Annotated in this window: 26 protein-coding genes; 13 read left to right on the forward strand and 13 right to left on the reverse strand. The window is 41.2% G+C overall.

Translation table 11 applies throughout. From position 1 onward, the window contains the following. Positions 1-7 precede the first annotated feature (7 nt). From Q4574_RS14125 to Q4574_RS14135, 3 genes are all read right to left on the reverse strand, one after another. Positions 8-382, reverse strand: coding sequence for an MmcQ/YjbR family DNA-binding protein (locus tag Q4574_RS14125; protein WP_303474793.1), 375 nt, complete (start codon positions 380-382; stop codon positions 8-10). Positions 383-423: 41 nt separating this feature from the next. After that, a complete protein-coding gene (locus tag Q4574_RS14130) occupies positions 424-1,065 on the reverse strand; it encodes a response regulator transcription factor (protein ID WP_303474794.1) in 642 nt (213 codons plus the stop codon). A 132-nt stretch (positions 1,066-1,197) separates the two neighbouring features. Then, on the reverse strand, positions 1,198-3,462 hold the full coding sequence (locus tag Q4574_RS14135) for a TonB-dependent receptor (protein WP_303474795.1): 2,265 nt from the start codon (positions 3,460-3,462) through the stop codon (positions 1,198-1,200). Positions 3,463-3,709: 247 nt separating this feature from the next. Between Q4574_RS14135 and Q4574_RS14140 the strand changes: the two genes are divergently transcribed. From Q4574_RS14140 to Q4574_RS14185, 10 genes are all read left to right on the forward strand, one after another. Continuing rightward, the gene (locus Q4574_RS14140) at positions 3,710-5,005 is read left to right on the forward strand and encodes a GntP family permease (protein WP_303474796.1); all 1,296 of its coding nucleotides are present in this window, start codon (positions 3,710-3,712) and stop codon (positions 5,003-5,005) included. 86 nt (positions 5,006-5,091) lie between these two features. Next, positions 5,092-6,276: a homoserine O-acetyltransferase gene (locus Q4574_RS14145; RefSeq protein ID WP_303474904.1), complete on the forward strand. Its 1,185-nt coding sequence runs from the start codon at positions 5,092-5,094 to the stop codon at positions 6,274-6,276. A 12-nt stretch (positions 6,277-6,288) separates the two neighbouring features. After that, positions 6,289-7,296, forward strand: coding sequence for a PHB depolymerase family esterase (locus tag Q4574_RS14150; RefSeq protein ID WP_303474797.1), 1,008 nt, complete (start codon positions 6,289-6,291; stop codon positions 7,294-7,296). A 3-nt stretch (positions 7,297-7,299) separates the two neighbouring features. Next, positions 7,300-8,067, forward strand: a complete 768-nt coding sequence (locus tag Q4574_RS14155; RefSeq protein ID WP_303474798.1) for a 3-hydroxybutyrate dehydrogenase — start codon at positions 7,300-7,302, stop codon at positions 8,065-8,067. 87 nt (positions 8,068-8,154) lie between these two features. Then, complete coding sequence (gene nadK / locus Q4574_RS14160) at positions 8,155-9,030, forward strand: NAD(+) kinase (protein WP_303474799.1); 876 nt, start codon at positions 8,155-8,157, stop codon at positions 9,028-9,030. A 91-nt stretch (positions 9,031-9,121) separates the two neighbouring features. Then, positions 9,122-10,813, forward strand: a complete 1,692-nt coding sequence (recN, locus tag Q4574_RS14165; RefSeq protein WP_303474800.1) for a DNA repair protein RecN — start codon at positions 9,122-9,124, stop codon at positions 10,811-10,813. A gap of 112 nt (positions 10,814-10,925) precedes the next feature. Further along, positions 10,926-11,282: an outer membrane protein assembly factor BamE gene (locus Q4574_RS14170; protein ID WP_303474801.1), complete on the forward strand. Its 357-nt coding sequence runs from the start codon at positions 10,926-10,928 to the stop codon at positions 11,280-11,282. Between the two features lie 436 nt (positions 11,283-11,718). Then, complete coding sequence (locus Q4574_RS14175; RefSeq protein WP_303474802.1) at positions 11,719-13,311, forward strand: ABC-F family ATPase; 1,593 nt, start codon at positions 11,719-11,721, stop codon at positions 13,309-13,311. A gap of 31 nt (positions 13,312-13,342) precedes the next feature. After that, entirely contained in the window at positions 13,343-13,834 is a 492-nt protein-coding gene (locus tag Q4574_RS14180) for an NYN domain-containing protein (protein ID WP_303474803.1), read from the forward strand. Between the two features lie 117 nt (positions 13,835-13,951). Beyond that, positions 13,952-14,242 (forward strand): YebG family protein, encoded by a 291-nt coding sequence (locus Q4574_RS14185; protein WP_303474804.1) that lies wholly within the window; start codon positions 13,952-13,954, stop codon positions 14,240-14,242. 17 nt (positions 14,243-14,259) lie between these two features. Here Q4574_RS14185 and Q4574_RS14190 read toward each other — a convergent pair whose 3' ends face one another. Then, positions 14,260-14,427: a hypothetical protein gene (locus Q4574_RS14190; RefSeq protein WP_303474805.1), complete on the reverse strand. Its 168-nt coding sequence runs from the start codon at positions 14,425-14,427 to the stop codon at positions 14,260-14,262. A gap of 22 nt (positions 14,428-14,449) precedes the next feature. Between Q4574_RS14190 and Q4574_RS21500 the strand changes: the two genes are divergently transcribed. Continuing rightward, on the forward strand, positions 14,450-14,674 hold the full coding sequence (locus tag Q4574_RS21500; RefSeq protein WP_368411645.1) for a Na+/H+ antiporter NhaC family protein: 225 nt from the start codon (positions 14,450-14,452) through the stop codon (positions 14,672-14,674). 141 nt (positions 14,675-14,815) lie between these two features. Here Q4574_RS21500 and Q4574_RS14195 read toward each other — a convergent pair whose 3' ends face one another. The 5 genes from Q4574_RS14195 to Q4574_RS14215 form a co-directional block, all read right to left on the reverse strand. Further along, positions 14,816-16,015 (reverse strand): serine hydrolase, encoded by a 1,200-nt coding sequence (locus Q4574_RS14195; protein WP_303474806.1) that lies wholly within the window; start codon positions 16,013-16,015, stop codon positions 14,816-14,818. Positions 16,016-16,094: 79 nt separating this feature from the next. Beyond that, positions 16,095-16,754, reverse strand: a complete 660-nt coding sequence (locus Q4574_RS14200; protein WP_303474807.1) for a cyclase family protein — start codon at positions 16,752-16,754, stop codon at positions 16,095-16,097. Positions 16,755-16,771: 17 nt separating this feature from the next. Further along, the gene (locus Q4574_RS14205) at positions 16,772-17,242 is read right to left on the reverse strand and encodes a nuclear transport factor 2 family protein (RefSeq protein ID WP_303474905.1); all 471 of its coding nucleotides are present in this window, start codon (positions 17,240-17,242) and stop codon (positions 16,772-16,774) included. 195 nt (positions 17,243-17,437) lie between these two features. Beyond that, a complete protein-coding gene (locus Q4574_RS14210) occupies positions 17,438-18,784 on the reverse strand; it encodes a class II 3-deoxy-7-phosphoheptulonate synthase (protein ID WP_303474808.1) in 1,347 nt (448 codons plus the stop codon). A 188-nt stretch (positions 18,785-18,972) separates the two neighbouring features. Beyond that, positions 18,973-19,458 (reverse strand): low molecular weight protein-tyrosine-phosphatase, encoded by a 486-nt coding sequence (locus Q4574_RS14215; protein WP_303474809.1) that lies wholly within the window; start codon positions 19,456-19,458, stop codon positions 18,973-18,975. 98 nt (positions 19,459-19,556) lie between these two features. On the opposite strand from Q4574_RS14215, the gene pepE reads away from it, so the two are divergent. After that, positions 19,557-20,258, forward strand: coding sequence for a dipeptidase PepE (pepE, locus tag Q4574_RS14220; protein ID WP_303474810.1), 702 nt, complete (start codon positions 19,557-19,559; stop codon positions 20,256-20,258). Here the strand turns inward: pepE and bioD are convergent. From bioD to bioB, 4 genes are read right to left on the reverse strand one after another with little or no spacing between them, the layout of a single operon-like run. Beyond that, positions 20,250-20,927: a dethiobiotin synthase gene (gene bioD, locus Q4574_RS14225; RefSeq protein ID WP_303474811.1), complete on the reverse strand. Its 678-nt coding sequence runs from the start codon at positions 20,925-20,927 to the stop codon at positions 20,250-20,252. The two genes, pepE and bioD, sit on opposite strands and share 9 nt — an antisense overlap. Next, on the reverse strand, positions 20,924-21,724 hold the full coding sequence (locus Q4574_RS14230) for a methyltransferase domain-containing protein (RefSeq protein WP_303474812.1): 801 nt from the start codon (positions 21,722-21,724) through the stop codon (positions 20,924-20,926). Before Q4574_RS14230 ends, bioD begins: the two co-directional genes overlap by 4 nt. Beyond that, positions 21,717-22,916, reverse strand: coding sequence for an 8-amino-7-oxononanoate synthase (bioF, locus tag Q4574_RS14235; RefSeq protein WP_303474813.1), 1,200 nt, complete (start codon positions 22,914-22,916; stop codon positions 21,717-21,719). The genes Q4574_RS14230 and bioF overlap by 8 nt, the downstream gene beginning before the upstream one ends. Before the next feature lie 3 nt (positions 22,917-22,919). Next, positions 22,920-24,029, reverse strand: coding sequence for a biotin synthase BioB (gene bioB / locus Q4574_RS14240; RefSeq protein ID WP_303474814.1), 1,110 nt, complete (start codon positions 24,027-24,029; stop codon positions 22,920-22,922). Between the two features lie 98 nt (positions 24,030-24,127). Here bioB and bioA point away from each other — a divergent pair, with 98 nt between their 5' ends. Then, positions 24,128-25,417, forward strand: coding sequence for an adenosylmethionine--8-amino-7-oxononanoate transaminase (gene bioA, locus Q4574_RS14245; protein WP_303474815.1), 1,290 nt, complete (start codon positions 24,128-24,130; stop codon positions 25,415-25,417). Positions 25,418-25,421 lie beyond the last annotated feature (4 nt).

Genomic DNA, 25,421 nt, shown 5'->3' on the forward strand with positions numbered 1-25,421 from the left:
ATGAAATTTAATTACCAACAGACTGCTGTAAACCAAGGGATTTTTGTTTGGCTTTGGAGAGGCCTTGAATGACTAACCCATATGACGCCTTAAGGTAATACTCCAACTCTTCGTTATTTCGCCCTTGAGAGTCAACTTGCTGTATCCATTTCATTCCTCTACTGGCGAAGTACGGTGCTGGAATATAGCCTGGTCGTTCACATAAAAAATGGTAATTTTGTTCCGAAGTTTTAAAGGTAAAAGCAGGTTGTTTATCCTTGCTCCAACCACCAATAGCAAAGACTTTACCGCCAACTTTCCATACATGTGAATTGCCCCACTGCATGACATAAGTCGTTGCTAATAATGCGCCACAAAATTGATTAAACTCTTGGTAATTCATATTGCTTGTTAGATATTAACCCTAGCTAGCCGGCGTACACTTTAGACTTGATTCATCAACTGTTTAAATAATACGCCAGCTTGTGTGCGATTATTTAGTTTCAGCTTTTTAAGTATGGCAGAACCATGCTGTTTAATAGTCGTTTCCTTAATGCCTAGCTCGTAAGCGATTTGTTTGTTTAACAAACCATCAGCCATCATTTTAAGCACGACAAATTGTTGAGGCGTCAGTTGTTCCAAATTCTTAGCAAATTCAGACTCTTCTTCAGGTAACTTCGCTTCTACTTGGGCTACCAAATGTTCAGGTAACCACTGCAGTCCATCCAAAACTTGTTCTATGGCATTGGCTATGGCAGACAATGAACTGGACTTTGGGATAAAGCCGCTGGCACCTAAATTAATCGCTTTTTGAATAATTAATGGTTTCTCCTCACCAGACACTATCACCACTAAAACATCTGGATGAAGCAATCGAATTTGGCTCAATCCAAATAGACCATCATTACCTGGCATATTCAAATCTAGAAACACCAACTCAATTTCTGGATCATGATTTAGTGCTGATAAGGTTTCTTGTAAAGTCGAGGTTTCGGTGATGTCATCATCTAATAGCGCACTCACTGCCTGTTTGAGAGCAATGCGAAATAATGGGTGATCATCTGCGATAAGAGCTTTAACTGACATATTAAATGATTATTTACGACTACAATGGTTGGCAGCATATGAAAGGTTGCTGCCAAGCTCAAGTTATATTAACGGTAACAGCATAAAAAAAGGGCGACTAGGTCGCCCCCATGGGAACAGCACAAGGTGCTATTAGAAAGTATAGCCTACCGTAAGGTGAATAGTGCGTGGATCACCGTAGTAACCGATCAAAGTAGTATCGCCACCTAATCCGGGTAACAAATCACCGTCAGCATTTCGGCCACCAGTAAAGTTGTAACCACCTACTCGATATTCTTCATCTCCTAGGTTTTTGGCATGTAATCCCGCTGTCCATTGGCCATCATCGCTGTACCAATTTAAGCTAAGATTTACTAACCCATAACCTTCTTGACGTAATAATTCATCAGGCGATTCGAATAACTCATAATCATCACGATAGTAATAATTACCATTGAAAACAAAATCGCCCATATCGGTGGTAAATTCATATTTAACGCCTGCATTGAAGGTAAAATCAGGCGTATTTGAAATTACAAAATTATCTGACAAATCAACAGGGTTACCTGCAGCATCTACAGAGAATACTTCGGTAAATTCCGCGTCAATTGTTCCTAAAGCACTGGTGAAAGTAAGCCCTTCTGAAGCAATATAAACCAGTTCAATTTCAAGACCTTTAGCATCTGACTCTCCCACGTTAGCAATTCGCTGGGTAGGTTCAGCCAAGTCATCAGAAGGGACATTTACAACGTATTGTCTGTCGGTGTAATCCAACCTAAACAGTGTTGCATTGAGTCTAAATGAATCGGTCACATCGCTTTTCATACCAATTTCATAAGAATCAACGATCTCGGGGGCGGCAGCGGGTTGAAAGAATGTGGCTCGAGGATTATACATTCCAGATTTGAAGCCCTGGGAATAACTTCCGAAAAACATAGTTGAGTCGGTTAATGCATACTCCAGTCCTAACCTTGGGGTTAAGCGCGACCAAGTTTCGGTGTCATCGATCACCACATTGGGTGCATAATCAGGTCTTACATAACCATCTACCCAACCAGAGTTAGGATAAGCTTGACCGAGCCGCGTTCCCGCTTCAACTACGCCGTGTTTTTCATCTTTTGTATAACGCAGACCCACAGTCGTCGAAAGTTTGTCAGTAATGTCATAAGACACTTGCCCATACAGAGCTAAACTCTTTGTATCTGTACAACCGCTTTGCTCAATGGAAATACCAAAAGCCATTAAATAGGCATCGTAGATACCACAAGCCTCAGCATCGTAGTAATAGGCACCTGACACAAATGTGACGCCGTCACCCACGTAATTTAGTTGGAACTCTTGTGAAATCTGTTCATCGGTATAGGTAGCTGGTGTATCAAAAATACCTAGTGGCGTACTATCAAAATCGATATTAGTAGGTGAATCACCCTCACGACTTGCCGTGACTGATTTAAATGCCCAGCTATCGTTAATATCCCACTCGACCGTTAGGCTCATGCCTTCGGTTTCAACTTTGTTCCATGTAGGTAGACTTGAATAAGAATCATAGACACTATCAGGTTGCGGGGCATCCGTTAAAATACTATCGGATAATCGATACCCCCCTTTCGCATTTGATTCATCTTTAGTTTTGTCATAATTGAAGCGAACAAACACATCTTCTGTAGCCTGATACTCCAAAGTAAATCGTGCAGCTTGTACATCTTTATTATAGTTTTCAGTATCTTGCCCTTCAGGAGCGACTAAAAATTCTCCAAAACCATCACGATTTAGGCTGGCAACAGCAAACCCAAAAAAGAGATCATCAGTAATAGGAATTTGCCCAGACACTTTTAAGTCTCTTTGGGAGTAGCTACCTAGAGTTGCATTCACTGACAACTCTGTTTCACCGGACATTTTTTTGGTGACATACTTAATTGCACCACCAATAGTGTTCTTTCCGTACAAGGTGCCCTGAGGGCCACGCAGCACTTCGACTCGTTCCAAGTCGAACAGATCTAAAACAGCACCTTGTGGTCTAGAAATATAAACATCATCGATGTATACACCAACACCGGGTTCAAATCCCCAAACCGGGTCTTGCTGCCCTACGCCGCGAATAAAAGCGGTTAACGTTGAGTTCGTTCCGCGACTAACTTGTAATGTGGTGTTTGGCGACTGCTGTTGGATTTCAGTCATGACCGACATCCCTTTTTCCATTAACTCAACAGCACCTATAGAGGTAAGCGAAACTGGAACTTCTTGTAGACTTTCTACGGTTTTACGCGCAGTAACTTCAATTCTTTCTAAACCACCTTTGGATTCTTCTTGTGCAGTAACTTGTCCAGATAAACAAGACAATGCGACTGCTGATGCTAGAGTTGAAAGTTTAAGCAACTTTCTTTTTTGAGCGCTAGATTGTGAGTGTGTGTGTTTCATAGAGTGTCCTTCTTAACACAGTTTCTTTTTATAAAGTTTTTAGTTTCGCTGCGGTCACAGTGACAGTGTAATTACTCTAATCTAGTTCAAAATGTTTTACCTTAGTACCATAGTACTATGTCCTAATCCGTTAAAAAGATTAACACTATATCCCACACTCAAAACTGCATTTACTTAGGCAATTGAGTGAAATGATATGTCTCTCTGCGGTCACAGATTTTTGTATCATTTAAAAAAGGGAATAAAAATGCTGAGTCTCATTGGCTTAATCGGCGGCTTATTTTTACTCATAGTCTTAACAATCAGAGGCATGAATCTTTTTATTGCAGCCCCTCTATGCGCACTTATCGTTGCCCTAACGAGTGGATTACCGGTTTTTATCGGCGATATGAATTTTGTTGAAACCTATATGTCGGGTTTTGCAGGATTTGTCGCAAACTGGTTTTTCATGTTCTTGTTAGGTAGCTTGTTTGGAAAATTTATGGAAGACACCGGCGCGGCTGATGCTGTTGCCAAAGCTATTATTGGTCGCCTAGGCAAACAACACGCGGTTGCCGCTGTCGTTATAGCCTGTGCCATTCTAACTTACGGAGGTGTAAGTGTATTTGTGGTGGCGTTTTCTGTTTATCCTATGGCATTGAGCCTTTTTAAGGATGCTAATTTACCCAGGCGTTTCATTCCAGCCGCGCTCGCATTCGGCTCTGTTACATTCACCATGACCTCTGCTGGCTCACCGGAAATACAAAATTGGATTCCCATAAAGTACTTAGGCACCTCACCTTTTGCGGCATGGGAAGTCAGTTTGGTAGTGGCTATTTTCATGGCTACCCTCGGCTTTTGGTGGATTAGAAGAATGATGAACAAAGCTATCGCCGCAGGTGAATGTTTTGAAACCAAAGACCATGATCCAAAAATTACACAGCGGCATTACCCGCACTGGGTGACGGGATTAATTCCTTTGTTAGTCGTGTTAGTTTTATCCTATACCTTTCATGAATCACTGCAACAAATGGCGTTAATTGTTGCTTTGGGAGGGGGCGTATTGACCTTGATGATCATCAACTTTAAGTATTTCCATAACTTGACTGCAGCAGTTGGAGTGGGTACCACGGGGGCACTAATTGCCATTGGCAATACTGCTGCAGTGGTAGGCTTTGGTACTATCGCTAAATCCACTGAGGCGTTTCAAACTGCCGTTGAAGTGATGACTCAAATTCCTGGCAACGAATTGATTGGAGCGGCCATTGCTGTCAGCGTAATAGCTGGACTAACGGGTTCAGCTTCAGGTGGTCAGGCAATAGCGTTGCCTTTAGTTGGGCCTCATTATATGGACCAAGGTGTCGATCCAGAGCAATTACATCGAATTGTTTCAATTTCGTCTGGCGCACTGGATTCACTTCCTCATAATGGCTATGTTGTAACGACCATACGCGGTATCTGTCATGAAACACATCAGAGAGCATACTGGGCGGTAGGCGCATTAACCGTGGTGATCCCGTTAATTGGGTTAAGTTTAGCTATTGCACTGTTCACTTTCTTTTAAAGGTGAAAATGGAAATGAAGGAAATAAGTTTGAAATTCAATCGACCCAGTTGGCTTAAGCCCTGCTTTTTACTGTTATTGTGCTGCATACAATCAGCCTGTGCTAATACACAAAGTCTCTCAGAGAACGGGGTTAGTTCTGGTGATATTGAAAGCGTATCTCTGGTTCAGAAAAAATCATTTACAACCAAAAACTTCCAAACATTTGGTGGCAAAAACATTGAAAACGTGACTGTGGGTTGGGAAAGTTATGGCAGCCTAAATGCGAAAAAAGACAACGTAATTTTAATTACACACTTTTTTACCGGTAATTCCCACGCCGCGGGTAAATACAATAATAGTGATAGTGCAGCGGGTTACTGGGACGCCATTATCGGGCCTGGTAAAGCCATTGATACAAATCGCTTTTATGTCATAAGTGTAGATAGCCTTGCCAATTTAGGGGTACACAATCCTAATGTCATCACCACTGGTCCCGCCTCTATAAATCCTAAAACAGGACAACCATACGGTCTTGATTTCCCAGTAGTGACTATTCGTGATTTTGTAAACGTACAGAAACAACTGCTCATGTCCTTAGGAATTTCAAAATTATATGCCGTTGTTGGTCCGTCAATGGGTTCAATGCAAGCTCTTGATTGGGCTGTTGCATACCCCAACTGGGTTGAACGAATGGTTTCAGTTATCGGCTCTGGTCAAGCAGATGCTTGGACATCGGCTAAACTCGAACATTGGGCTACGCCCATCAAATTGGATAAAAATTGGCAACAAGGAAATTATTATTCAAGCCAAGCACCTGTAGACGGCTTAGTCGCTTCACTGATGTTAATCACTCAAGATGCACTCTACCCTGATTTTTTCAATCAAGTTGGCAAAGAGATTAACTTTTCAGCTTTGGAGTCAGCAGCGCTTGACGATATACGACAATCTCCCAGCATAGTTAATTGGTTAAGAGCACGGGCTCTAACGCGCGCTGAATCGATGGATGCAAACCACCTATTGTACTTAGTGAGAGCCTGTCAATTGTACGTTGCAGGTCATCAAGGTGATTTAAATAATGCGCTAAAAAAAGTACAAGCAAAAACCTTGTTGTTACCAGCTCAGACCGATCTTTTATTGATGCCATATAATTTGCAATCGACCCAGCAAATGCTTTTGGACAATGGCAAAGATAGTCAGCTATCAATTCTGCCAGGCACCTTAGGGCATCTCGAAGGTGTTGTCGGTATTAGTAAACATGCTTCCCTAATTCAGTCGTTTTTAAATAAATAGGTTAACAATCATATGAGAAAATTACGTAATTTAGTTATTTGTATGGGTTTAACCACGAGTGCAGCGATAAATGCCGAGACAGTCGATTTAGATTTAAGTATTGATGAGATCACTGTGTCAGGCCTTTCGAGCGGTGGATATATGGCAAACCAATTTCACATTGCTTATTCTGATTGGGTTAAAGGAGCCGCTATTCTGGCAGCGGGACCATATTATTGTGCTCAAGGAAGCATTACAACGGCGCTGTCAGAATGTGTCAACAAACAATCAACAGAGTTCTCGTTAGATGTTTTAACAAGTCAATTACAGCAATATGCCAATCAAGGATTAATTGCCCCTCTATCTAACTTGCAAGACAGTAAAGTTTGGTTACTACATGGCAAATTAGATGCAAAAATTTCCCCACCAGTAGCCAATGCCCTTTATCAGCAATATCAAGAATTAGTGAAAGATGAAAACCTAACCTATATTAAAGATAAACCTTTCGCTCATCACTTCCCTACCCTTGCGACGGGATCTTCCTGTGATACCTCAGAGTCACCTTACATAGGAAATTGTAACTATGATGCAGCGGGTGAGTTCCTTAGTTTTTTGTACCCTCAGTTGAACTCCCCTAAGGCGAATATCAGCGGAAAAATTATCCCCATTAACCAACATAAACTAGGCGGAGAACCGGCAGATAGTATGGCTAAAGCCGGCTATTTGTATGTACCCCAAAGTTGCGCAGAAGGTCAAGAATGCCAGGTGCATGTTAACTTCCATGGATGCAATCAAAATGCTGAAACTATTGGTCAAGATTACATTGCTGGCAACGGGTTAAATCGCTGGGCAGATAACAACCAGTTGGTCGTATTATACCCTCAAACCACTACCTCCATGATGCTGCCAATGAATCCTCAAGGTTGTTGGGATTGGTGGGGATACACCGACGAAAATTACGCGACCGCCCAAGGCCAGCAAATTCAGGCCGTAAAAAACATTGTCAACGCCCTCGCCGTTGAATCGAAATCGAAAGGATAAAAAATGCAAAATAAGACCATACTAATAACTGGCGCTGCTAGCGGTATTGGATTAGGTATAGGCCAATATTTAGGAAAATTGGGACATAAAATCATTGTTGCTGATATTAACCTTCAATCTGCACAAAACGCAGTGCATAAATTAATTGCTGACGATATTGATGCCCTCTGTGTGCAATTAGATGTCAGTGATCCAGAACAAATAGAAGCGTTACCGCAAACACTGTTACCTGACACTGTTGATGTGTTAATTAACAACGCTGGAATTCAACATGTATCTCGTTTAGAAGACTTTCCGGCACAAAAGTGGCAACAACTCATCAATATCATGTTGGTAGGTCCCGCGCTATTAACCAAAGCTTTTTTACCCCATATGCGCGAGCAAAATTATGGTCGTATTATCAATGTTGGATCTTTACACTCAGTGGTCGCCTCCCCTTACAAATCAGCATATGTAGCAGCCAAACATGGTCTTTTAGGTTTTGCAAAAACCTTAGCCCTTGAAACGGGTGATTGTGATGTAACCATCAATACATTGTGTCCTGGATACGTTAAAACGCCTTTGGTTGAACAACAAATTGCTGCACAAGCCGTTGAGAATGGGATCAGTGAAGAAGACGTGATCAATAAAATTATGCTCGAGCCTATGCCTAAAAAAGCGTTTATTGAAATAGAAGAGTTGGCGAGCACAACTGCATTTTTAATCAGTGATGCAGCCAGAAACATGACAGCACAAGCGTTGGTTATTGATGGAGGTTGGACCGCCCGTTAAACATTATTTGAGACAGTATTGCCTATCATGCTTGGTTTTCATTACTAAGCATGGTTATACTGAGTTTTTGATTTTAAATAGAAAGTTATGCCATTTAAAACTATAGGTCTAATTGGAAAGCCTGCACATGAAGGTGCAAACAAAAGCCTTAACGCTATATTGCAGTTTCTGAAACGAAAGCGATGTCGCATTTTGGTTGAAACTAAAGTATCAAACATGCTGCAAGGCAATGGCTTTGAAACGGCTGAATTAGAAAATATTGGTTTACAAGCAGATCTAGCCATTGTCGTGGGGGGTGATGGGAATATGCTTGGCGCAGCTAGAATACTAGCGCAACATGATGTAGCTGTGGTTGGCGTTAACCGCGGTAATCTTGGTTTTTTAACCGACATCCATCCAGACGATATAGAGCGTCAATTAGAATGCCTGTTTAACGGCGAATTCGTCAGAGAGCAACGATTTATTTTGCAAGTTGATGTATTCCGAGAAGGCAAACAACAAAGCTCCAATTCGGCTATCAATGAAGTGGTACTGCACCACGGTAAAGTAGCTCATATGATGGAATTTGAAGTATACATTGACGATAACTTTGTATTTAGTCAACGCTCCGATGGACTCATTGTTGCCACTCCTACAGGCTCAACTGCATACTCTCTGTCTGGTGGAGGACCGATTCTAACCCCCAATCTAGATGCCTTAACCTTAGTGCCCATGTTTCCACATACATTAAGTAGCCGACCTATAGTGGTAGATGCAAATAGTGTGGTAAGAATGAAAGTATCCTGTGACAACACAGATAACCTGCAAGTAAGCTGTGACAGTCACATTGCTTTAACCGTATTTCCTGGTGATGAAATCTATATTAAGAAAAATCAAGATAAACTGTCACTGATCCATCCAAAAGACTACAACTACTTCAATGTTTTGCGCACTAAACTAGGTTGGGGTTCAAAACTATATTAGTTTTTAAGCGTTAAATTGTAATTCTACTTTACATGCAGAAAATATTGTATATATTTACAGTTACTGTATATATAAACATGTATTTATTGTTATGTTAATTCATTTATCCGTCCAAAATTTAGCTGTTGTAAAATCCTTAGATGTCGATTTTAAGCAAGGTCTAAGCGTCATTACTGGTGAAACTGGTGCCGGTAAATCTATTGCCATAGATGCATTAGGCTTGTGTTTAGGTAATCGCGCCGATGCAGGCATGGTGCGACCAGATTGCGACAAGGCTGACGTTTGCGCCACTTTTGATATCACCCATCTTCCTAAAGTGAAATTATGGTTGAATGAAAATGACCTAAGGGAGAATGAATTAGCAGAAAATGAACCTCAAGAGTTGATGATACGTCGCGTCGTTTCCTCTGAAGGGCGCTCCAAAGCCTACGTAAATGGGTATCCAGTTCCCGCACAACAGCTTAGAAATCTAGGTTTACAGTTAATTAGTATCCATGGTCAACATGCACATCAATTATTGCTTAAACCTGAAATCCAAAAGCAATTGTTGGATAATTTTGCTGAACATGGAAATTTAGTTAGTACTGTAAAACAACAGTATGAATTGCTTAACCGCGCGCAAAAACAAATGTCTGTGTTACTAGCAGGTACACAAAAGCGTTCAGACCGTCGCAACTTATTACAATATCAAGTGCAAGAATTAAATGAATTCAATCTAGCCGAGGGTGAGTTTGTTGAATTAGAAGTTGAACATAAAAAGTTGAGTAACAGCCAAGCACTTCTAGAGCAATCTCAAAAAAGTTTCTATCAACTGTATGATGCCGATGAAGGTAGTGCCTTAAATGCAGTGCAAAGCAGTATAGATATGCTTGGAGAACTTCAAGAACATGATCCTGAATTAGGGCCTATTGTCACTATATTAAACGAGGCATTAATTAATATCGATGAAGCGTCGAGTCAATTGCGCGCTTATACAGATCGCTTGGAAATTGACCCCATGAGAATGCAACAAATTGAACAACGTTATTCTCAAGCTTTAGATTTAGCCCGAAAGCACGGAGTGCGTCCCGAGGAACTGTTTGATCATCATCAACAATTATCTGCAGAGTTAGCCGAATTAGACAATCAAGATGAATCACTCGAAGAGTTACAGGGTAAACTTAGCCTACTGCAGCAAAATTATATCTGTGCCGCTGAAAAATTAAGTAAAAGCCGTAACAAAGCAGGTAATAAATTGGCGAAATTAGTGGAGCAACATATTCAGGAAATGAATATGTCGCAAGCAAAATTCTCAGTTAGCGTAGATTTTGACACCGAATTAGCCCCCTCACCTTCAGGTTTAGACAAAGTGAAGTTCTTAATCTCTACAAATTTAGGGATTCAAGCAGATACTTTGGAAAAAGTCGTCTCTGGCGGTGAACTTTCCAGAGTTGGTCTTGCCTTACAGGTGATTAGTGCGAAAGGTAACTTGATTCCAACTATGATTTTCGATGAAGTAGACACCGGTATTAGTGGCCCTACTGCATCGGTTGTTGGAAAATTGTTGCGCAAGCTTGGACAAACAAGCCAAGTTATATGTGTCACTCATTTACCTCAGGTAGCAGCAAGTGGCCATCAACAAATGTTTGTCACTAAGTTTTCAGATAAGAAAACCACAGAGACACATATGCTTTGTTTGCAGGAAAGTGAACGAATTGAAGAATTAGCACGCTTGTTAGCGGGCGATACTTTGACTAATTCTGCTATCGAAAATGCAAAAGAGTTGTTGAGCAGTTATCATTAGTCTCGATTATTTATTGATTGCAGACCTAATGGTGAGTTAGCATGCGTGTCCAGAAATAAGCTGCCCTAATGGGCTTGGCTAAATTGATTATTTAACTTAAATGAAAGAATGAATGAAGTATAAAAGTATAATAGTTGCTGTAGTTACCACATTATTTTTGTCTGGTTGCACAGATTGGATATACCGTATTGACGTTCCCCAGGGCAATTTCCTTCAGGAAAAAAGCGTAAAACAACTACGCGTTGAAATGACCAAAGAACAAGTGATTTATGTACTCGGACGCCCTGTTGTCCAAGACTCATTTGACCATGATACCTGGTATTACGTTTATGAAATGAAGCGAGGTATGAGTAAGCGAGGTGAAGACTTCCGCAAAGAGTTAATCATTCACTTTGAAGACGAAAAAGTGGCAAGGGTGACAGGTGACTTTGAGCTTTCCGAAGATTTTAATACCCCACTAGATCAATAATACGAGTCTAAAGTATCACCTATATTTTGTTACCTTAAATAATTATTTAAGGTAACAAAATGTAGGTGAGTTAACACTGAATCTGTTTCAGGCTCTGAAACTCTAACTCAGTTTTGTTCTGTTGATACCCCCTCACATTGCTAGCCGTTAGCGCTTAGACTAGGCCTTAATCTGCAAACTCACTGTATTTTCACTAACGCCTCTCGGTTCAGTGCTATTTACACTGACCTATTGGCTACCTTTACCAAGTTGCTTGCAAACCAGTCATAAAATTTTATTCAAGTTAAACATTTAGTCACAACCACTTAGCCAGGCTCTGTAAAACTATTTAAAGGGTTATCTGTGATTATTATCAACAAACCCCATCAAAATGAAGTTATTTGTGGCATAATCCCGCGCAAAATTTATATGTAATTAATCAATAGGAATTGCCATCGTGTTAGCTACTGCCAATATCACCATCCAATTTGGTGCCAAGCCTCTTTTTGAAAATGTTTCAGTGAAATTTGGCGAAGGAAATCGTTACGGCCTAATTGGTGCTAATGGCTGTGGTAAATCCACCTTTATGAAAATTCTAGGAAATGATCTAGAACCATCTTCAGGCAATGTCACTAAAGATCCTAATGAAAGAATTGGCAAACTAAAACAAGATCAATTCGCCTTTGAACAATATTCTGTTATCGATACGGTCATCATGGGTCATGAGGAACTGTGGAAAGTAAAAGAAGAGCGTGATGCGATTTATGCCAACCCTGAAATGACAGAAGAAGATGGTATCAGAGCAGCTGAGTTGGAATCTGAATTTGCTGAAATGGATGGTTACACCGCTGAATCTCGTGCTGCTGAATTACTCACTGGTGTAGGTATTGAAGAAGCCTTGCATTATGGCCCTATGAGTGAGGTTGCACCGGGTTGGAAATTGCGAGTGTTATTGACTCAAGTCTTATTCGCCGATCCCGATATCATGCTTCTTGATGAACCAACTAACAACTTGGACATTGATACTATTCGCTGGTTGGAAGATACCTTGAATTCGCGTAACTGCACCATGATCATCATCTCTCACGATCGTCACTTTTTAAACAGTGTTTGTACGCACATGGCAGACTTAGATTACGGTGAGTTAAGACTTTTTCCAGGTAATTATGATGAGTACATGACGGCGGCTACACAATCTAGAGAGCGTCTACTTTCTGACAACGCTAAGAAAAAAGCTCAAATAGCAGAACTGAAATCCTTCGTGAGCCGTTTTTCTGCTAACGCTTCTAAATCCAAACAAGCCACATCAAGGGCTAAACAAATAGATAAGATTCAGCTAGATGAAGTAAAACCCTCTAGCCGACAAAACCCATTTATTCGTTTTGATCAGGAGAAAAAACTCCATCGATTAGCCCTTGAAGTTGAAGGCCTAAGTAAATCTTTTGATACTCCTCTTTTCTCCAACCTAGATTTAATGATTGAGGTGGGTGAAAGAGTCGCTATCATTGGTCCTAATGGCGCAGGTAAAACAACCTTGATGCGCTGTTTATATGGCGACATTGCAGCTGATAGTGGAAATGTAAAGTGGTCTGAAAATGCCTCTATAGGCTATTACGCGCAGGATCACGCCCATGACTTTGAAGAAGACAAAACCTTATTAGATTGGATGTACCAATGGGGTAAAGAAGGCGACGACGAGCAAGTTATTAGAGGGACATTAGGCAGACTTTTATTTTCCCAAAAAGAAATTGATAAATCCGTTAAGGTCATATCTGGTGGCGAACAAGGTCGAATGATTTTCGGCAAGCTTATTTTGCAGAAAAACAACGTATTACTAATGGATGAACCAACCAATCACTTAGATATGGAGTCTATTGAGTCATTAAACCTAGCCCTTGAAAACTACCCTGGTACCTTATTATTTGTCAGTCACGACCGTGAGTTTGTATCTTCACTAGCAACGCGAATATTAGAAATCACTGAAAACGGAATCGTTGACTTTAGAGGCAACTACGAAGATTACCTAAGCAGTAAAAAACTCGTTCAATAGCTAACTTAACTAACCTGTAGGCGGTAAGGGTATGCAAAATAAAGAGAAAAACATCGGCGTTTTTGTTGATGTACAAAATGTGTACTACACTTGCCGACAGGCTTATCACAAACAATTCAATTATCGTAAGCTATGGCAAGAATTAACTTATCGCGGAAATATAGTTGTGGCTAACGCGTATGCTATCGCGCGGCAAGATGACCAACAAATCAAATTTCAAGACGCCCTTAGACATATAGGTTTTGAGGTCAAACTTAAACCTTTTATACAACGTAGCGATGGCTCAGCTAAAGGCGATTGGGATGTGGGTATTACCGTTGATATGATCGATCAATCACCGCTTCTAGACGAAATTATTTTACTCAGTGGCGATGGCGATTTTGCAGTGTTAATGGGCTATATCAAAAGCAAGTACCAGGTCTCAACACAGGTCTACAGCGTCCCCCAATTAACCGCTAAAACCTTAAGCGATTGCGTTGATATTTATCATCCTATAGAAGCCAATTCGTCCTTTCTTAAATAAATTAAAACTGTTTTTCTCCATTAGAATTTCATCTCAACAAAATACTGTACATACAAACAGTGTTGAGCTATATTTATACTCGATGGCACCAAAACAACCGAAAAATGAGGAAACGTAATGGCGATTATTGTGAGATATGTTGTTGAGCGAAATGGAGAAGAAAAACTAGTGACTTCTGACAAAAAGGCGGCTGATCAATACGACAAAATGCTTGATGTTGCCGATAACCTGGGCACTTATATTCAAGCAAAAGGCATTAAATTACCGAATGAAATAGCCGAAGACCTCACTATCTTGTTGTCGAAAAATAAAGACGTCATTGCCAAATTATTTAAAGGCACAGATGCCGACTCTATATTAGAGCAAGAAAAAGCTGAAGTTGTTAAAATGGACAAAAAGAAAGCATAATCAGACAATGATTCAATTTATTTGAAAAATAAATAACGCTTATTACAAATGTAAGCGTTACGCTCCCCTAAACCTCTTGTTGAGTTGGCATTCATAGCATTAGGTACAGGATCATCATAGGGAACCGTGGCAATCTTAAAGCCATTAGTTTTACCCTTAAGTTGGAAAATTATAAACCAAGACATAGATATTCCAACTGTGGCTAATATGTACCTATTTTATTTGTCAATATCAGCAGTTTTAGCGGGTTTACGCTGGGGCGATAATAGCTCGCCCATGTCAGATACCACGGCCTTATCTTCTATGGCGTCAAAATGCGATCATGTTCAACACCTTCGTATCCCAATGCCCTATGCACTGATTGTCCGGTTTGTCCGCATTTGTCGTAATTATGGCATTTGTCGTAATAATGCTAAACACCCTAGCTGCTAGCTTTGGCTTAGGCTTAGGGTGGTGGCTTAGGCTTAGGCTTAGGATGGTGGCTTGGCTTGCTCGTTGGTGCTGCATATTTAATGGTAACCATGCAAATCATAGGTAACGAAGCTAACCAAACCCAATAACTAACCTGTCTTATCAGTCGTTTTGCTGCAAATCAATGGCAACCTTAATCCGATCTATAAATTCGAAGCGTTTCCGATTCAAATCGGCATCGCTAGCTGTTGGCCAATTACCATTAAATGCAATCACAAGATCTCTATTTGGATCAATAAATATAGTTTGCCCAAATATACCTCGTGCAGTATAACTTCCGTCATTGAATGTCCACCATTGATACCCATAGCCTCTGTCGGGAAATCCATAGTCAACTTGTTTAGTAGTCGCCTTTGCTACCCAATTATCAGGGAACACTGACTCCCCTTCTATTTGCCCATTTTCCAACATAAACAAACCATAACGGGCAAAATCACGTAAGCTAGCTTGAATGCAACATCCTGATATTTCGTTACCATCAGAACCCAAAATCCAAGTCGCTTTTTGTGCCATCCCAAAGGGCTGCCAAATTTTTTCAGTCAAATATTCGCTAATATTACGCCCAGTTGCTCGTTCAACTAAAATACCAATTAGGTTGGTTTCCCCTGTAGAGTATTGCCATTTTTCACCCGCTGGATGGGCTCTTGATAAACCGCGCATATAACTGACAATCGTGGGTAAACCACCTTGTGCTTTATGATTGTTGAACAAGGCTACATCTGAATTTGGATCAGAGTAGTCCTCATTCCATGCAACACCAGAGGTCATGGTAAGTAATTGTTCAATGGTTACATTATCGTAAACAGAACCTTTTAAGCCGGTAACATATTCAGAAACATTGTCGTTAAGACTGCTTATATGGCCTTCCTTTAAGGCAATGCCAACAAGACTTGAAGTGAATGATTTAGCCATTGAAAAGCTAGTCCACCTGGAGTCAGCTGAATGTCCGAGACCATATTTTTCAAACCTGATTTTGCCTTTATGCAGTATTAAACCACCAGCTAAACGCTGCTCCTCAAAAAAACCATCGATATCTTCATTTAGTATCAACCCCTCACCAATAGGCAACTCTTTTACTTTGCTACTTGGCAATATTTCACGAGACTTAACGAGAAGAGAAAACTGATCCATAACTTGAAAAGCTGCATCACGCTGACTTTGACTCCAAAACAGAACGTCAAGATCTTCAGGCGGATCTAGAAGAAGCGAACGCCATTTAGGACCAACCCACCACCATCCTAAGGCGGAAAAAATCAACAATGCTATTAGCCCACGACCTATCCATTTCAACGTTTTATTCATATTATTGTCTCTCCCTGATCATCTTCAAACGGACGTAAACTATTACTTTTTAAACTTTAACACCTTAATACTATTATCATTATTCCTGTAGTTGTGCAAACGCACGTACTGGAAAGGTTCCAAAGCCTTTTACTTTTACCGGCACGGCATAAAAATAAAAACCATTTTCTGGTATCGATTGTAAATTGCACATGTGTTCAACAATTAAAATATCAGCCCCTAATAATGTACTATGCACAGGTCTTCCACCGCCTCTAGTATCATCAATATTATGGCTATCAATTCCTACAAGTAGCACACCAGTTTTTTTCAAAAATAGTGCCGCACCTTCGGTAAGAAAGGGATGACTCTCATAATATAACTCGGTGTTCCAATGACGAGACCAATTAGTTTGAATGAGTACTGCCTTACCCGTTAGCTCCATGTCAGCGAAATAACTCTCATCGATTGCAATGATATGTTGTGGAATCTTTATTTTCACGCCATCTAAATGTGCTACAGCGTCAAGATCAAGTTCAGAAAGGTCATCGCCATCCTCATAACGATGAAATGGTGAGTCGATATAAGTACCGGTATTAGAACACATTTCAATTTTGCCAATTTGAAATGAGGTACCTTCTTCATAGTGTAACTTAGATGCCTCTCGGCTCAGGTAGTCACAAATTATAGGGGCAGGTAAACCCTTATACGTGACCAAGCCATCTTCGACGGTATGACTTAGATCTATTAATTTAGCCATTAATCATTTTTCACTATTTATAACGCCAGTTCACTCAAACTTGGATAGTCATCGGGTCTATTCTGTGTTTGCCATACCAGTTTGCGCTGGTCTTCATTAATGGCCATATCGTTGATACTTGCAATGCGTTTTTGCATATATCCATTTTTATCAAACTCCCAGTTTTCATTTCCATAAGAACGAAACCAGTTACCTTGTTGATCGTGCCATTCATAAGCAAAGCGAACAGCGATACGATTATCTGTGAAAGCCCATAGTTCTTTGCTAAGCCGATAGTCCAATTCCCTTTTCCACTTATTCTGCAAGAAGCTCACTATAGCATCCCGTCCAACAAGAAATTCTGAACGATTTCGCCATCTGCTTTGCGCTGTATAAGCTAATGAGACTTTTATCGGATCTTTTGAATTCCAAGCATCTTCTGCCATTCTAACTTTTCGAGCGGCCGAGTCTGCCGTAAACGCAGGTAATGGGTGTCTTGGGAGGTCAATCGTATTCAATTCACTTTCCTTCTTGAGGTTATAAAGCGGTAGTAATACTAGATTACCAATCGCGTGCTGCGTCTAATTATAAGTTTGCATTGATTAACAACAAAACAAACAATTTTTATACTCTTAAAATGAAAAAGCCAGTTGAATTAGCAACTGGCTGAAATAGTAAAAAAGTACAAAGTAGTCAAAGCTACATTATTTACCACTTTTCAAATGATCTGCCACTAAAAATGCCATTTCTAACACTTGATCAGCATTCAAACGCGGATCACATTGAGTTTTGTATGCTTGAGCAAGATCGTCGTCACTGATTTGGTATGCCCCACCAGTACACTCCGTCACATGCTGCCCTGTCATTTCTAAATGGATACCACCTGGATGTGTCCCTTCAGCACGGTGAGCTGCGAAGAACTGTTGGATTTCACTTAGAATATCATCAAAGTTTCTAGTTTTGTAACCACTCGATGCTTTTTTAGTGTTGCCGTGCATTGGATCTGAACTCCACACGACCTTTCTTCCTTCAGCTTTCACTCGACGTAGTAATTTAGGCAGATTTTGCTCAAGCTTATCTGCCCCCATGCGGGTTATAAAGGTCAAACGACCAGCGCTATTATCTGGATTCAAGGTATCGATCAACCTCATCAATTCATCTTCTTGAATGGTAGGCCCAATTTTAACCCCAATTGGATTATGTATGCCACGGAAGAACTCTATATGCGCATGATCCAATTGACGAGTACGCTCACCAATCCACACCATGTGTGCAGAACAGTTATAAGGCTTGCCAGTTAAAGTATCAATGCGGGTTAACGCCTGCTCGTAATTTAACAATAGCGCTTCATGGGAAGTAAACAAATTGGTTTCATGCAACGTTGCGTTATTAACATGGTTGATACCAATTACATCCATGAACTCTAGCGCATCTTGCAAGCGGTTAGTGACGTCTTGATAACGCTCACGTAACGGATTGTTCTCAAGAAAGGTCATATTCCAACGGTTCACTTGATGTAAGTCAGCTAAACCACCTTGCGCGAAAGCACGTAATAAGTTTAGGGTGGAAGCCCCTCGATGATATGCCTCAAGCATCCGGTTTGGATCTGGCATTCTAGACTGTTCAGTAAATTCAAAGCTATTGATGATATCCCCGCGATAACTCGGCAGAGACACGCCATTAATCGTTTCTAGGTCAGACGAACGCGGTTTTGCATACTGCCCAGCCATTCTGGCAACTTTTGTTACCGGACATTTTCCTGCAAAGGTTAAAACGATGGCCATTTGCAGGATAACTTTAAAGGTATCTCTGATTTTGGGCGCATTGAATTCATCGAATGATTCGGCACAATCACCGCCTTGTAACAAAAACCCTTTACCTTCAGCTACATCACCCAGTTGTTTGTATAATTGCCTTGTTTCTTCAGCAAACACCAACGGAGGATAACTATGCAGTTTGCTTTCTACGTCTTTTAGTAACGCTTGATCTTGATAAGTAGGTTGTTGCTGGATCGGTTTAGACCTCCAGCTGTCAGGTTGCCATTGGCTCACACGCTTTCCTTTAATAAAGTCAAAAAAAGCAGGATAAACCTGCTAAATAAAATTTAAGGGAAATTACCCTATTATGGCAGTATAGTACAATGTCTATATGCACTAATCTATTCGACTATCGACTATAGTTGCGAATAATTATGTTTATAGAGGATGTGGTATTTGATGCTGTTACGTTATCTAAATTATTAATCTTCCAACACGATTAACGCAGAAATATGTTCAATCAGACCATCTGCTGATGATTCGATCAAATCCAGTACGTACTCAAATCCTTTTTTACCGCCATAGTAGGGATCAGGAATTTCTTCTTCCTCTAATCCTGAAAAGGACATAAACAACTTAATTTTATCCTGATGCTCATCAGGATATTCACTTTGTAACCCCCGCAGATTCATTTCATCCATGGCAATCAAAATATCGAAGTCGTTAAAGTCTTGTTTGGTAATCTTGCGGCAAGATATTCCCTCAAAATCATAGCCCCGTGCTTCACCAACAGAAACGGAGCGCTCGTCTGGTGGCGCACCAACATGATAACCTTGGGTTCCTGCCGAATCTATTTTCAACAACAATCCTTTTTCCTTGGCCTTTTTTCTAAACACGGCCTCTGCGCTTGGCGAACGACAAATATTACCCAAACATACAAACAATACAGAGCGAATTGTTCCAGCCATTCAAGTTGTTTCCTATTCCAGATTCTCTTATGCTTAATATTCTATTCTATCTAGCTAAAAATGCGCGTCTAGCGTTAAATTCATTTCAAAGGAAAAAAATGTCAAAAAAACGAGTACTCATGCTAAGCAGTTCTAAAGTGGGGAATGAAGAATACTTGGCGAACCCGAAAACAATGATACTGCCATTTTTAGATAACGCTCGAACGGCAATCTTCATCCCCTACGCAGGTGTGACAATGTCTTGGGATGACTACACAGATAAAGTACAACAAGCGTTCCCAGAGTTAAACATTTGTGGAATACATACGGTTGAAGACCCAGCTGAGGCTATCGAACATGCCCACGCAATAATCGTAGGCGGTGGTAATACCTTTAATTTACTTTATCAGTTACAAAGCAACGACTTAATTCATCCCATACAAAATAAAGTGAACGCTGGAACCCCTTATGTAGGTTGGAGTGCAGGATCTAACATTTGTGGACTGAGTATTAAAACCACTAACGACATGCCGATAATCCAACCCCAATCATTTTCTGCCTTAGCATTGCTGCCGTTGCAAATTAATCCTCACTACAGCGATTATCAACCACCGGGTCATAATGGTGAAACAAGAGCTCAACGCATTGAAGAGTTTTGTGTTTTAAACCCAGACATCCCCGTTGTGGGTATCAGAGAAGGAAGTGGGTTATTGCTTGATGATAAAGACCTAACCCTACTGGGTGATTTAGATGGGGTGATATTCAAAGGCAGAGATCATCACAGTATTGCTGCCAAATCAGCCCTAAACCACTTATTGTAATAGTCGTTCAATCGATAAATACTCTGCAGCTTGTTTAGTGTTTGCCAGTTTAGGGACAACACCAAGACAAGGTGCGGGTAGCAAGGCTTTTAAACTGTCAATATTGTCCTGCAAATATAACATCTGGTCATCAATCTGATTCGCAACCCAGCCAATGACTTCCAGACCATCAGCGCTGATAGCTTGATAGGTCAGTAATGCATGATTTAAACACCCTAACTTCATCCCTACCACCAGCACCACTGGTATTTTATGTTGAATGACAAAATCAGATAAAAATGCACATTCGGACAAGGGTAATCGCCAACCTCCAGCCCCTTCCGTTAGCAGTAAATCTGCATTTTGATTCACTAAATACTGGTACGCAGAACTAATTTTCTGAGTCTCTACGGTAACGCCCATTCGCTTGGCAGCTAAATGGGGGGCAACAGGATCAGCGAAAGCAATAGGGTTAATGCGTTCATAGGCCATCCCTTTAGTGCTGGCAGCTAACAAGGCAAGGGCATCATCATTACGTAGTCCTTCTGCAGTTTCACTACAACCCGCCGACACAGGTTTAAACCCAATTGTGCTGAGTCCTCTATCTGCTGCGAGTTGCAGAATTGCTGTCGCGATAACGGTTTTTCCCGCATCCGTATCCGTTCCTGTTATAAAAATTGAATGACTCATATGTTTTTACTCAAGATTAAAAAACTCACTTCATAAGACAAGGGTAATTGCCCATTAATCGCAAAATCTTGATTATATATGCGAGCAAACTCTGCTAATGATTGACGACTCAATCTGCGGTGATTACCCGTTTCTGGCACTACGTTTGCGCCAATATGACGAATACTATTTAATAAATGAATCGCTGTTTGGTGCCAGGTAGTATAGGTTTTTTGATGTTCTTCTACGCTGAATCCACTTTTTATCGCAGCGCTGACTAATTCACGGTGAGACAAGAACTGATTGACTCTTGGCACGGCATCAACCTTTGCCCAGGTTTTGTGTAATTCAACCATTGAACCTGCGCTCAACAAGGCTAAGACCCCTTTGCCTTGGTCGGTTAAAACACGATTTATCTCATCTAAGCTAGTCTGAATGGGCGTACACCACTGCAATGCCATGCACGAAAATACGTTATCAAAGGATTTATCGGCAAATGGTAAAGCTTCTGCATCTGCAACATGGAAGTCAATATGCCCTTTAGTATTTTTAGCTGGGTTACACTTTTTCGCCTGCTCTATCATACCCGTTGCTAAATCGACACCAGTAACACCTTGAAACTTATCTGCTAACCTTTGGGTTAATCGTCCAGTGCCACAGCCAATATCTAATAATCTCCCCGATTTATTCCCAGTGACCAATTGAATGGCATCAAATCCAATATCCAATTGTACTTGTGCAATATCATCATAGCGGTGAGCAGATTGACTAAATTGATAAGCAATTCTGCGCTTCTTTTCAGCAAGAAGACTATTCATTTAGCAACACCTGATAGCGCCTGAGCACTATCTCTAAACCATCCACAAACGCCTCTATATCAGAATTTTTATGACTTGCAGATAAGGTTATACGCAGTCTATCTGTGCCTTTAGGCACTGTTGGATAACGAATAGCCGTTACCCATAATCCTAGCTGTTTTAAATCTTCGCTAATTCTCAAACAGGTAACTGGATCGCCTATTATTATGGGTTGAATAGCCGTGCTTGAATCCGTTAACGGGATGCCCTTTTGTTGACATAGCAATCTAAATTGGGCTATTCGCTGGGTCAATGCTTGTTGTTTACTGCCATCTGCCAAAGATTGAAAACTTGCATGGGTAGCCAGCGCCATAGCGGGTGGCATTGCGGTGCTATAGACATAGTGTTTAGCAAAGTTAACTAAATAGTCGATAAGAATTTGTGAGCCCGCCACAAAGGCACCAGATGTACCTATGCCTTTACCAAAGGTTCCCATTAGAATTGGCACCTGTTGTTGGCTTAAATTAAACTGCTCTACACTGCCTAAGCCTGTTTTTCCCAACACGCCCATGCCATGGGCGTCATCCACCATTAACCAGGCATCATGCTGCTGAGCGACGTTTTGTAGCTCATTTAAACATCCCAAATCACCGTCCATGCTAAATATTCCTTCGCTGACAATCAGCTTATCTGTAGCAGAAGACGACAAATCTGATGATGGATTAGTCTTCAGTAAATTGGTCAGATGATTGACATCGTTATGTCGAAAACGTTTAAACTTAGCGTCGCAGAGTTTACCCGCTTCCATGAAAGAGGCGTGCATTAACTTATCGGCCAAAATACATAAATTAGGATGAGACAATGCTTGGCAGACTGCTTGGTTTGCAGCAAAACCAGAGTTGAATAATAATGCAGCTTCTCGGTTTAAACCCGTTGCTAAAAAGTCTTCTAGCTGTTGATGTGCGTCAGTATGACCAGTAACCAAAGGAGACGCACCGCTGCCTACACCGTAGCTAGAAATTCCCTCAACCCAAGCCTGCATGACGGCGAGATCTTGGCGTTGGCCAAGGTAGTCATTACCGGAAAAACTTAAATAGTGCTGACCATCAATTTCGATCATAGCGCCAACGGAAGAACCAATTATCTTACGTTGACGCAATAAGCCTTCACGTCTACGAGCATTGAGTGCATCTTGTAAATAAGCAAAAGCCACTGGCTAATTAGTCGTCTCAGACAAAACCGTCACAGGTTTAGTGGCATCATAAAACAACTCACTTTCTGCTTGTCCAGCTTCTTTGTCTTGAATCTCTTCCATTAATGCAGCTTCGTGGGCTTCGTCTGAATACTCGCGAGTTTGTTTTGAGTTAATTCCCAACTTTTTAAATAACATCACATCTTCGTGGGTATCTGGATTAGAAGTGGTTAATAATTTACATCCATAAAAAATCGAATTTGCCCCCGCCATAAAACACATTGCTTGCATTTGTTCATTCATGGCCTCACGCCCGGCAGACAGACGTACAAAAGACTTAGGCATTAAAATACGCGCCACTGCAATGGTACGTACAAATTCAAAAGGGTCCAAATCTTCTACATCATCCAATGGTGTGCCTTTAACTTTCACTAACATGTTAATGGGTACACTTTCCGGATGCTGTTCTAAATTCGCCAACTGCATTAATAACCCAGAACGGTCATCAGACTCCTCGCCCATCCCAACAATACCACCAGAGCATACATGCATACCCGCATCACGGACATTCTGCAAGGTATCTAAGCGGTCTTGGTATGTGCGAGTGGTAATTATATCGCCGTAATATTCTGGTGAGGTATCCAGGTTATGGTTGTAATAATCTAAACCCGCTTGCTTTAATGCGATTGCCTGATCCCGTGTTAACATACCCAACGTCATGCAGGTTTCAAGGCCAAGCTTTTTCACCTCTTTGATCATCTCCAACACATAAGGCATATCGCGATCTTTTGGATTACGCCAAGCGGCTCCCATACAAAAACGCGTTGAACCTGTGGCCACCGCCTCCTTGGCGCGCTGAATGACTTTTTCAATTTCGAGAAGGCGCTCTTTTTCTAAGCCGGTATCGTAGCGAGCACTCTGCGGACAATATTTACAATCTTCCGGACAGGCCCCAGTTTTAATCGACAATAGTGTGCTGACCTGCACATAATTAGGATCGAAATGTTGGCGATGAATACATTGAGCCTGAAAAAGCAAATCATTAAACGGTAAAGCGAACAATGCATTCACTTCATCCAATGTCCAGTCGTGTCTAATCTCTGCGGTACCTGAAAAATCTGCTGGAATCGCCATATTTGGTCCTTTACTATCGAATTATGTTCGCATAGTCTAAGCGCCACTTAAACATTGTCAACTCTTATCAGCTATCCAGATTTACAAGTGAGCAAAATTTGAACAACCAAAATCTTTCTGACCTCGAATTCGATCAAAAGCATATTTGGCATCCTTACACTTCTGCCATTAACCCCCTTCCCTGTTATGAAGTTGAATCTGCTGAAGGGGTATGGTTGACGCTTAAAGATGGAGAGCGCTTAGTTGATGGCATGTCCTCTTGGTGGGCAACCATTCATGGATATAACCACCCAAAATTAAATCAAGCCGCCACAACACAGCTAGCAAAAATGTCTCATGTCATGTTTGGTGGAATTACCCATAAACCCGCTATCGATTTATGTAGAACCTTAGTCGATATCACCCCGGAAGGCTTGGAACGGGTATTTCTAGCGGACTCGGGCTCTGTCTCCGTTGAAGTCGCTATGAAAATGGCGTTGCAATATTGGGCATGTCAGGGTGCGCCTGAGAAATTTAGATTTATCACCCCTCGAAATGGTTACCATGGAGACACCTTCGCAGCGATGTCAGTGTGTGATCCAGTCAACGGTATGCACAGTTTGTTCAATCAAGCATTAAGCACTCAAATATTTGCTCCTGCACCACAAACTCGCTTCGAACAAACCTGGAATGAAGATGATATTGGGCCTCTAGAGGACTTAATTCTCGCCCATAAGAACGAAGTGGCAGCGTTAATAATCGAGCCCATAGTGCAAGGTGCCGGTGGCATGCGAATATATCACCCCGAATATCTCCATCGCTGTCGTCAACTGTGCGATCAGCACAATATCTTACTAATTTGTGATGAAATCGCCACAGGCTTCGGGCGCACTGGAAAACTGTTTGCATGCGAACATGCTAACATTAGTCCAGATATCATGTGCGTAGGTAAAGCGCTAACCGGGGGCTATATGACATTGGCTGCAACTCTGTGCACAGAAGACGTGGCGTTAGGAGTGTGTGCGGGCGAACCAGGTGTGTTCATGCATGGTCCTACCTACATGGGGAACCCGCTAGCTTGTGCCGTTGCCAATGCGAGTTTAGCATTGCTAGGGGATAACAAATGGCAATCACAAGTGGCCAATATTGAAAAGCAACTGCAACACCAGTTGTTGCCATTAAAAGATCATGTTGCCGTTGAAGATGTCCGAGTGTTAGGGGCAATTGGCGTTATTGAGTGTAAAAAAGGGGTTAATGTTGCTGAATTACAAAGAGTGTTTGTGGACAATGGGGTTTGGATACGCCCATTTGGAAAACTCATTTACATTATGCCGCCGTTTATTATTAATCAGCAACAACTTAGTCAACTTACTGCAGCCATTGCAATTAGCTTGCAAACACTCAACTAAGACG

The sequence above is a fragment of the Aliiglaciecola sp. 3_MG-2023 genome, from assembly GCF_030548205.1.
Lineage (GTDB): Bacteria > Pseudomonadota > Gammaproteobacteria > Enterobacterales > Alteromonadaceae > Aliiglaciecola.

Excerpts from the sequence above, each read along its gene's own strand:
- Q4574_RS14200 (WP_303474807.1), bottom strand. The coding sequence starts at position 16,754 with ATGGCTAAATTAATAGATCTAAGTCATACCGTCGAAGATGGCTTGGTC.
- Q4574_RS14170 (WP_303474801.1), top strand. The coding sequence starts at position 10,926 with ATGAAGTATAAAAGTATAATAGTTGCTGTAGTTACCACATTATTTTTG.
- Q4574_RS14185 (WP_303474804.1), top strand. The coding sequence starts at position 13,952 with ATGGCGATTATTGTGAGATATGTTGTTGAGCGAAATGGAGAAGAAAAA.
- recN (WP_303474800.1), top strand. The coding sequence starts at position 9,122 with ATGTTAATTCATTTATCCGTCCAAAATTTAGCTGTTGTAAAATCCTTA.
- pepE (WP_303474810.1), top strand. The coding sequence starts at position 19,557 with ATGTCAAAAAAACGAGTACTCATGCTAAGCAGTTCTAAAGTGGGGAAT.
- bioD (WP_303474811.1), bottom strand. The coding sequence starts at position 20,927 with ATGAGTCATTCAATTTTTATAACAGGAACGGATACGGATGCGGGAAAA.
- Q4574_RS14190 (WP_303474805.1), bottom strand. The coding sequence starts at position 14,427 with ATGTCTTGGTTTATAATTTTCCAACTTAAGGGTAAAACTAATGGCTTT.
- Q4574_RS14155 (WP_303474798.1), top strand. The coding sequence starts at position 7,300 with ATGCAAAATAAGACCATACTAATAACTGGCGCTGCTAGCGGTATTGGA.
- Q4574_RS14135 (WP_303474795.1), bottom strand. The coding sequence starts at position 3,462 with ATGAAACACACACACTCACAATCTAGCGCTCAAAAAAGAAAGTTGCTT.
- nadK (WP_303474799.1), top strand. The coding sequence starts at position 8,155 with ATGCCATTTAAAACTATAGGTCTAATTGGAAAGCCTGCACATGAAGGT.
- Q4574_RS14195 (WP_303474806.1), bottom strand. The coding sequence starts at position 16,015 with ATGAATAAAACGTTGAAATGGATAGGTCGTGGGCTAATAGCATTGTTG.
- Q4574_RS14230 (WP_303474812.1), bottom strand. The coding sequence starts at position 21,724 with ATGAATAGTCTTCTTGCTGAAAAGAAGCGCAGAATTGCTTATCAATTT.
- Q4574_RS21500 (WP_368411645.1), top strand. The coding sequence starts at position 14,450 with ATGTACCTATTTTATTTGTCAATATCAGCAGTTTTAGCGGGTTTACGC.
- Q4574_RS14125 (WP_303474793.1), bottom strand. The coding sequence starts at position 382 with ATGAATTACCAAGAGTTTAATCAATTTTGTGGCGCATTATTAGCAACG.
- Q4574_RS14140 (WP_303474796.1), top strand. The coding sequence starts at position 3,710 with ATGCTGAGTCTCATTGGCTTAATCGGCGGCTTATTTTTACTCATAGTC.
- bioB (WP_303474814.1), bottom strand. The coding sequence starts at position 24,029 with ATGGCGATTCCAGCAGATTTTTCAGGTACCGCAGAGATTAGACACGAC.
- Q4574_RS14215 (WP_303474809.1), bottom strand. The coding sequence starts at position 19,458 with ATGGCTGGAACAATTCGCTCTGTATTGTTTGTATGTTTGGGTAATATT.
- Q4574_RS14150 (WP_303474797.1), top strand. The coding sequence starts at position 6,289 with ATGAGAAAATTACGTAATTTAGTTATTTGTATGGGTTTAACCACGAGT.
- Q4574_RS14130 (WP_303474794.1), bottom strand. The coding sequence starts at position 1,065 with ATGTCAGTTAAAGCTCTTATCGCAGATGATCACCCATTATTTCGCATT.
- Q4574_RS14180 (WP_303474803.1), top strand. The coding sequence starts at position 13,343 with ATGCAAAATAAAGAGAAAAACATCGGCGTTTTTGTTGATGTACAAAAT.